General features: G+C 60.6%; 6 protein-coding genes. 2 read left to right on the top strand and 4 right to left on the bottom strand.

Annotation, left to right across the window (positions count from 1 at the left end):
- Positions 1–7 precede the first annotated feature (7 nt).
- Entirely contained in the window at positions 8–568 is a 561-nt protein-coding gene (locus tag AC1RO5_RS27795; RefSeq protein ID WP_493178834.1) for an NADPH-dependent FMN reductase, read from the bottom strand.
- A 184-nt stretch (positions 569–752) separates the two neighbouring features.
- On the opposite strand from AC1RO5_RS27795, the gene AC1RO5_RS27800 reads away from it, so the two are divergent.
- Both AC1RO5_RS27800 and AC1RO5_RS27805 read left to right on the top strand, forming a co-directional pair.
- On the top strand, positions 753–989 hold the full coding sequence (locus AC1RO5_RS27800; protein ID WP_007937775.1) for a hypothetical protein: 237 nt from the start codon (positions 753–755) through the stop codon (positions 987–989).
- 88 nt (positions 990–1,077) lie between these two features.
- Positions 1,078–1,971 carry a LysR substrate-binding domain-containing protein gene (locus tag AC1RO5_RS27805; RefSeq protein WP_493178836.1) on the top strand — a complete coding sequence of 298 codons (894 nt, stop codon included), beginning with the start codon at positions 1,078–1,080 and terminating at the stop codon, positions 1,969–1,971.
- Here the strand turns inward: AC1RO5_RS27805 and AC1RO5_RS27810 are convergent.
- The 3 genes from AC1RO5_RS27810 to dnaQ form a co-directional block, all read right to left on the bottom strand.
- Positions 1,937–2,551 carry a GNAT family N-acetyltransferase gene (locus AC1RO5_RS27810; protein WP_493178838.1) on the bottom strand — a complete coding sequence of 205 codons (615 nt, stop codon included), beginning with the start codon at positions 2,549–2,551 and terminating at the stop codon, positions 1,937–1,939. The genes AC1RO5_RS27805 and AC1RO5_RS27810 overlap by 35 nt on opposite strands.
- A gap of 14 nt (positions 2,552–2,565) precedes the next feature.
- A complete protein-coding gene (locus tag AC1RO5_RS27815; RefSeq protein WP_493178839.1) occupies positions 2,566–4,821 on the bottom strand; it encodes an Orn/Lys/Arg family decarboxylase in 2,256 nt (751 codons plus the stop codon).
- A gap of 271 nt (positions 4,822–5,092) precedes the next feature.
- The gene (dnaQ, locus tag AC1RO5_RS27820) at positions 5,093–5,851 is read right to left on the bottom strand and encodes a DNA polymerase III subunit epsilon (protein WP_019579324.1); all 759 of its coding nucleotides are present in this window, start codon (positions 5,849–5,851) and stop codon (positions 5,093–5,095) included.
- Positions 5,852–6,013 lie beyond the last annotated feature (162 nt).

Consider the following 6,013-nt stretch of genomic DNA (forward strand, 5'->3'; position numbering starts at 1 on the left):
GAGTTGGTCATGGCTTTTTATGCTGCTCGACCCACTGCGCATACGCATTGATGAATTTCTGCAGGAACGGCTTGAGCGACTCCGACAACTTGCCCGCCTCGTCGAACGCTGAACCGGCACCGCCCAGATAAGCTTCCGGCTGCTGCATGCACGGCACATTGAGAAACACCATCGACTGGCGCACATTGTGGTTGGCGCCAAATCCGCCGACGGCGCCCGGTGAAGCGCTGATCACTGCACCCGGCTTGCCGTCCCAGACACTCTTGCCATAGGGACGCGAACCGACGTCAATCGCGTTCTTCAACGGCGCAGGCACCGAACGGTTGTATTCCGGGGTCACGAACAGCACCGCGTCGGATGAGCGCACTTGTTGTCGGAAAGTGCTGTAGGCTGCCGGCGGTGAATCGCCATCGATGTCTTCGTTGTACAGTGGCAAATCGCCGATTTCGACGATAGTCAGCTTCAGATTGGCAGGCGCCAGCTCGGCCAGCGCCAGCGCGACCTTGCGGTTGATCGATGCTTTTCTCAAGCTGCCGACCAGAACGGCGATCTCGTAGACGTTGCTCATGGAAGATACTCGACTGTTCGATGGAAAGAGCTTCTAGTTATAGATGATCAAATGACGATTCAACCAGCGGGCGACGGAAAATCGCCGCCCCTGACTATTTTTTTCCTGTAGGAAAACTTACCTCGCCCAACCACGGTCTACAGAACCGCAAATTGAGTGATTTATCTCCAGAGGTTCTAAGCAGATGGCAGCAGTACTCGTCGGTCAGTTCCATGCAAGAGACGCGGAAGGCCGTGTTTATTCCGTGCATGAGTTCCAGGAATCCACCCTGTCGCACGACGGCCTCGCCGGCTCTGCGCCTGTCACCACCTATAAACTGGCCATTGGCGACCGGGTCAACAAACTCGATGACAATGAGTTTGTGCTGGTGCAAACCGGTGTCACCCTTATTCGCGAACCTGAAACGAACGTCGCTTCATAACCCGCTGTTATGAGCAGAAGTCATATGCGCGCACTTGAGTTAGGATTCAGTCACTGACTCCCTCACCTGCTGAACATGGACTTCACGCATGCGTTTACGTCATATCGAAGTGATCCAGGCGCTCCTGCAGACCGGTCACCTGGGCACCGCCGCCGAATGGTTGCAGTTGCCCGTGACCGAGGTTGAACGCACGCTGCGCGATGCCGAGGATCAGTTGGGTTTCATGCTGTTTGCCAGCGTGCGTGGCCGTCTGCAAGCCACGCGCGAGGCGCGGGAGTTGCAGGTCGAGATCGCCCGCATCTACGAAGCCCTTGAGCCGGTCCAGCGACTGGCCAGCAGCCTCAAGCAATATCTGGCCCCGCCCCTGCGAATCATCTGCACCCCACCGTTGGCGCAACAGCTGTTGCCGCAGAGCATCGCGGCGCTGCGCCGACGCCTCCCCGATGCACCTTGCACCCTCCTGAGCCAACCGACCCGCGAGATTGTCAGAAGCCTGCTGCTGCGCGAAAGCGATCTGGGCCTGAGCCTGCACGACCCGGACCATGCCGATATCGATTGCCGGGTCATCGCCCAGGGCAAGCTCCAGCTATTGGCACCCCATGGCTGGCTGCAACCGAAGCAAAAGTACATCTCGCTGCAAGACCTGGCCGGCCAGTCGATGGTCGGCCTGGAAGGTCACGACCCGCTCAGCCCGGCGCTGGACAACAAGCTGCATGCGCTGCGCCCTGCCCCGGTCATCCAGACCCGGGTGCAGACGCATCAGATGATGCGCAGCATGGTCGAGGCCGGTGAAGGCCTGGCGATTGTCGACCCGTTTACCGCCCTCGGTGCCAAATCGGCCGGGCTCGATGCCTGCCCGCTGGCGCCTGCGGTACCGATCAGCGTCTATGCCTTGCGCCTGAAAAATGCCGAACCCTCTCCGGCGGTTCAGACGCTGCTGGACATCATCACGGAACAAGCCGTGGCGATGCTGGCGAGCTGATCGGTTTTTCCAGCGGGTTATCGAACAATCGATACCAGAACAAGGCGACTTCGGCGGTGTTCGGGTCGATCCCGCGATAGCGCAGATGATCGATCCCGCCAATCACATAGCCACAGCGTTCATACAGCCGGCAGGCACCCAAGTTGTTGTTCTGGGTTTCCAGCATGATGCCCGGCAGTTTCTTCTTGCGGCTCCAGAACTGCGCCACATCCAGCAACGCCTTGGCCACGCCATGGCGACGCGCCGGCGCATGCACCGCCAACTCATCGATATGGGCGAAGCCGTTCCAGTTGGTGCTGACCACCAGGTGGCCCACCGGCTCGTCATCCAGATAAGCCATGAAAATCGCACTGTCGGCGGCATCGCGAAAACTGCTGAACTCTTCAGGATCGATGCCGTAGCACTTGCGATACGGGGTGATTGGCGTCACCGGCCACTGCGCCACCGGTTTGCCGATTTGTGCGGCGCCATAGGCGGCGACTTCAAAACTGAAATCACTGCCCCAGATATAAGCCGCAAACCCCTCATCGGCGACACGCACCGAGAGGCCTGGGTATTTGGGATTCATGACAGGTTGCATACTCGCAAAGGTCCTCATTCCTTGATGCAATCGACGGTGTAATGCCGTCCATTGCCCTCGTCTTCGTGCTGCAAGCCATGCACATCAGCGACAAACCCGGGGAAGCTGCTGTCGAACGCCCGGGCAAACTTCAGGTAATCGATAATCGAGCGGGTCGACTCGGTGAAACGCTCGCCGGGCATGATCAACGGGATCCCCGGTGGGTATGGCACCAGCATCACTGCCGCGATCCGCCCGTCCAGAGCATCGATCGAAACGGCCTCCACTTCCCCGCGTACCAATTGATCATAGGCGTGCGCCGGCTTCATCGCGACTTCCGGCAGCACTGTGTACATGCGTTTGAGGTGTTTGGCCGTGGCATTACTGCGATAACAGGCGTGCAATTGATCGCACAGATCGCGCAAACCCATGCCTTGATAACGGGCAACGTTCTGTTGCGCCACGCACGGCAGGCAGGACGACAGGCTGACGTTGGCATCGTAGCTGCGCTTGAATTCCAGCAACTCGGTCAGCAGCGTGCTCCATTTTCCCTTGGTAATGCCCATCGAGAACAGCACCAGGAACGAATACAGCCCGGTCTTTTCCACGACCAGCCCGCGCTCCCAGAGGAACTTGCTGACCACCGCCGCCGGAATCCCGCGCGCACTCAGCGCACCGCCCGCCGTCAGCCCCGGCATCACCAGCGTGACCTTGATCGGATCGAGCAGCACGTAGTCGTCGGTCACGCCGCCAAAGCCGTGCCAGTCGGCGTCGGGTTGCAGCAGCCAGTCTTCGCTGACCACCTGCTCGATCGCTTCCGCCGAGGGTGGCTGCCAGATGGAAAACCACCAGTCATCGGCGGCGATATGCTGGCGCAGATTGGCCAGCGCCCGGCGAAAGCTCAGGGCCTCGTCGAACATTTCCTGCAGTAGCGAACGACCGGCCGGCCCTTCCATCATTGCCGAGGCCACGTCCAGCGAGGCGATGATGCTGTACTGCGGCGAAGTCGAGATGTGCATCATGAACGCTTCGTTGAAACGGTCGCGATCCAACTGCCGCGCACCGCCGTCCTGCACGTGAATCATCGACGCCTGGCTGAACGCCGCCAGCAGTTTGTGCGTGGAATGGGTGGTGAACACCAAGGGGCTGTCTTCGCTGCGGGACGTGCCCATGCCGTAACGGCCGGCGAAGAACTCGTGGAACGCCGCGTAGGCGAACCAGGCCTCGTCGAAATGCAGCACCTCGACACTGTTGCCCAGGCTCTGCTTGATCAGCTCAGCGTTGTAACAGAGGCCGTCGTAAGTCGAGTTGGTCACCACCGCCAACTTGACCTTGGGCTCGCGGCCCTGGGTCAGCGGGCTCGCGTCGATCTTGGCCTGGATCGATTCGCGGCTGAACTCACTCAACGGGATCGGGCCGATGATCCCCAGCTCATTGCGCTCTGGGCACAGGTACAGCGGAATCGCGCCGGTCATGATGATCGCGTGCAACACCGACTTATGGCAGTTGCGATCCACCAGCACCAGATCATCGCGGGCCACCATGGAATGCCAGACGATCTTGTTGGCGGTCGAGGTGCCATTGATCACGAAAAAGGTGTGATCGGCGCCGAAGTTGCGTGCTGCTCGCGCTTCCGCCTCGGCCAAGGGACCGGTGTGATCGAGCAGCGAACCGAGTTCAGGGACCGACACCGACAAATCCGAACGCAGGGTATTTTCCCCGAAAAACTGATGAAACGCCTGCCCTACCGGGCTCTTGTGATACGCCACGCCGCCGCCATGCCCCGGCGTGTGCCAAGAATAATTGGAGTCGGCGGTGTGCTGCACCAGCGCCTTGAAGAACGGCGGCAACAGGCCATCCAGGTACTTGCGCGCCGCGCGGGCAACCTGACGGGCGAGGAATGGCACGGTGTCTTCGAATAAATAGAGAATGCCGCGCAGCTGATTGAGCTCGGCCATGGCGTCGGCCGGGGCGTTTTCCAGGGTGACTTGCTCGCCCAGGGCGAAAATCGGCAGGTCCGGCGCCCGAACCCGCGCCAGGCGAATCAGTTCGGCCATGTTATGCAGAAGATGGGCGTGGGTGCTGGCGTCTTCGGCGGCAATCAACATGCAGGCAAGGCCGTGATGGGTCGAGGCAACCAGACGCCCCTCGGTGTAATCAACCGCCGAAACGATACTGAAACCTTCCTGCTCCAGCTCCCGGGCAATGCCACGCACACGATCACCGGCAACGGTGTCGGCCTTGATGTCGCGGTGGACGATCAGGACCGGGAATTTCAAATCTTTATACATGAGGCTCGGCGTCCTGAGGCGGCAGATCGTGGCCTGCCAATTACCTCAGGGTAGAGGGTTGGAGCGCATGTGGCGAGGGGGCGTGCCCTGTGGTGGAACAACCGGTGCACCATGATGTGGCCAAGGATGATTACCTGTGGCGAGGGAGCTTGCTCCCGCTGGGCTGCGAAGCGGCCCCCTGCATTGCCTCAGATAAACCGTGTTGGCAGGATTTGCGACTGCTGCGCAGCCGAGCGGGAGCAAGCTCCCTCGCCACAAAAGCCCATCACGATCAGGCCTGCGCCTTGGCCTCGGCCAGTTGCTGCCACAGCGACGGCGCACCGGCGGATTTGGCGATAGCTTCCAGGCGCGCGACGTGTTGGGCCAGATCCTCTTCACTGGCGCGGATGATCCGGGTCGGCTGACGATCGGCCGGCAGACGACGGATTTCCGTGGCGGAGTTGTCCGCGCCTTCGCCCGAACCGTTGCCATCGGACGCGTTACCGGCCAGCGACAGGCTGGTCTGGCCGCCGGTCATGGTCAGGTAAACGTCGGCGAGAATCTCGGAGTCGAGCAAGGCGCCGTGCAGTTCACGGCCGGAGTTGTCGACGCCATAGCGCTTGCACAAGGCATCGAGGCTGTTGCGCTGCCCCGGGTGACGTTCCCGGGCCATTATCAGGGTGTCGAGGATCGTGCAGTGCTGTGTGATGTCCGCGCGATCGTGCTGGCCCATCAGAGCAAATTCGTTGTTGATGAAGCCAACGTCGAACGCCGCGTTATGGATGATCAGCTGCGCGCCCTTGATGAACTCGAAAAATTCATCGGCCACTTCAGTGAAACGCGGCTTGCCCACCAGAAATTCGTTAGTGATGCCGTGGACGCCGATGGCGCCTTCGTCACTCTCGCGATCCGGTTGCAGGTAAACGTGGAAATGCCGGCCGGTCAGGCGCCGACCGAGCAACTCGACACAACCGATTTCGATAATCCGGTGGCCGTCGGTCACCGGCATGCCGGTGGTTTCGGTATCGAGTACAACGGATCTGGTGGCCATCAGTGCTCAGCTCTCAACGGGTCAATCGTGCAAAAGCGGCGATGTTAACACGCTCGCGGGATCGGGCGGGCGTCCGCCGCTCTGCCTGATCGTTCCCACGCTCCGCGTCACTAGTGTCCGGTAAAAACTAAAGGGGGAGCTTGCTCCCCCTTGCTGTGCCTG

This window comes from Pseudomonas sp. GW822-FHT02G04 (assembly GCF_058802085.1).

Coding starts and splice junctions, on each gene's coding strand:
- AC1RO5_RS27795 (WP_493178834.1), bottom strand. CDS start 568: ATGAGCAACGTCTACGAGATCGCCGTTCTGGTCGGCAGCTTGAGAAAA.
- AC1RO5_RS27800 (WP_007937775.1), top strand. CDS start 753: ATGGCAGCAGTACTCGTCGGTCAGTTCCATGCAAGAGACGCGGAAGGC.
- AC1RO5_RS27805 (WP_493178836.1), top strand. CDS start 1,078: ATGCGTTTACGTCATATCGAAGTGATCCAGGCGCTCCTGCAGACCGGT.
- AC1RO5_RS27810 (WP_493178838.1), bottom strand. CDS start 2,551: ATGCAACCTGTCATGAATCCCAAATACCCAGGCCTCTCGGTGCGTGTC.
- AC1RO5_RS27815 (WP_493178839.1), bottom strand. CDS start 4,821: ATGTATAAAGATTTGAAATTCCCGGTCCTGATCGTCCACCGCGACATC.
- dnaQ (WP_019579324.1), bottom strand. CDS start 5,851: ATGGCCACCAGATCCGTTGTACTCGATACCGAAACCACCGGCATGCCG.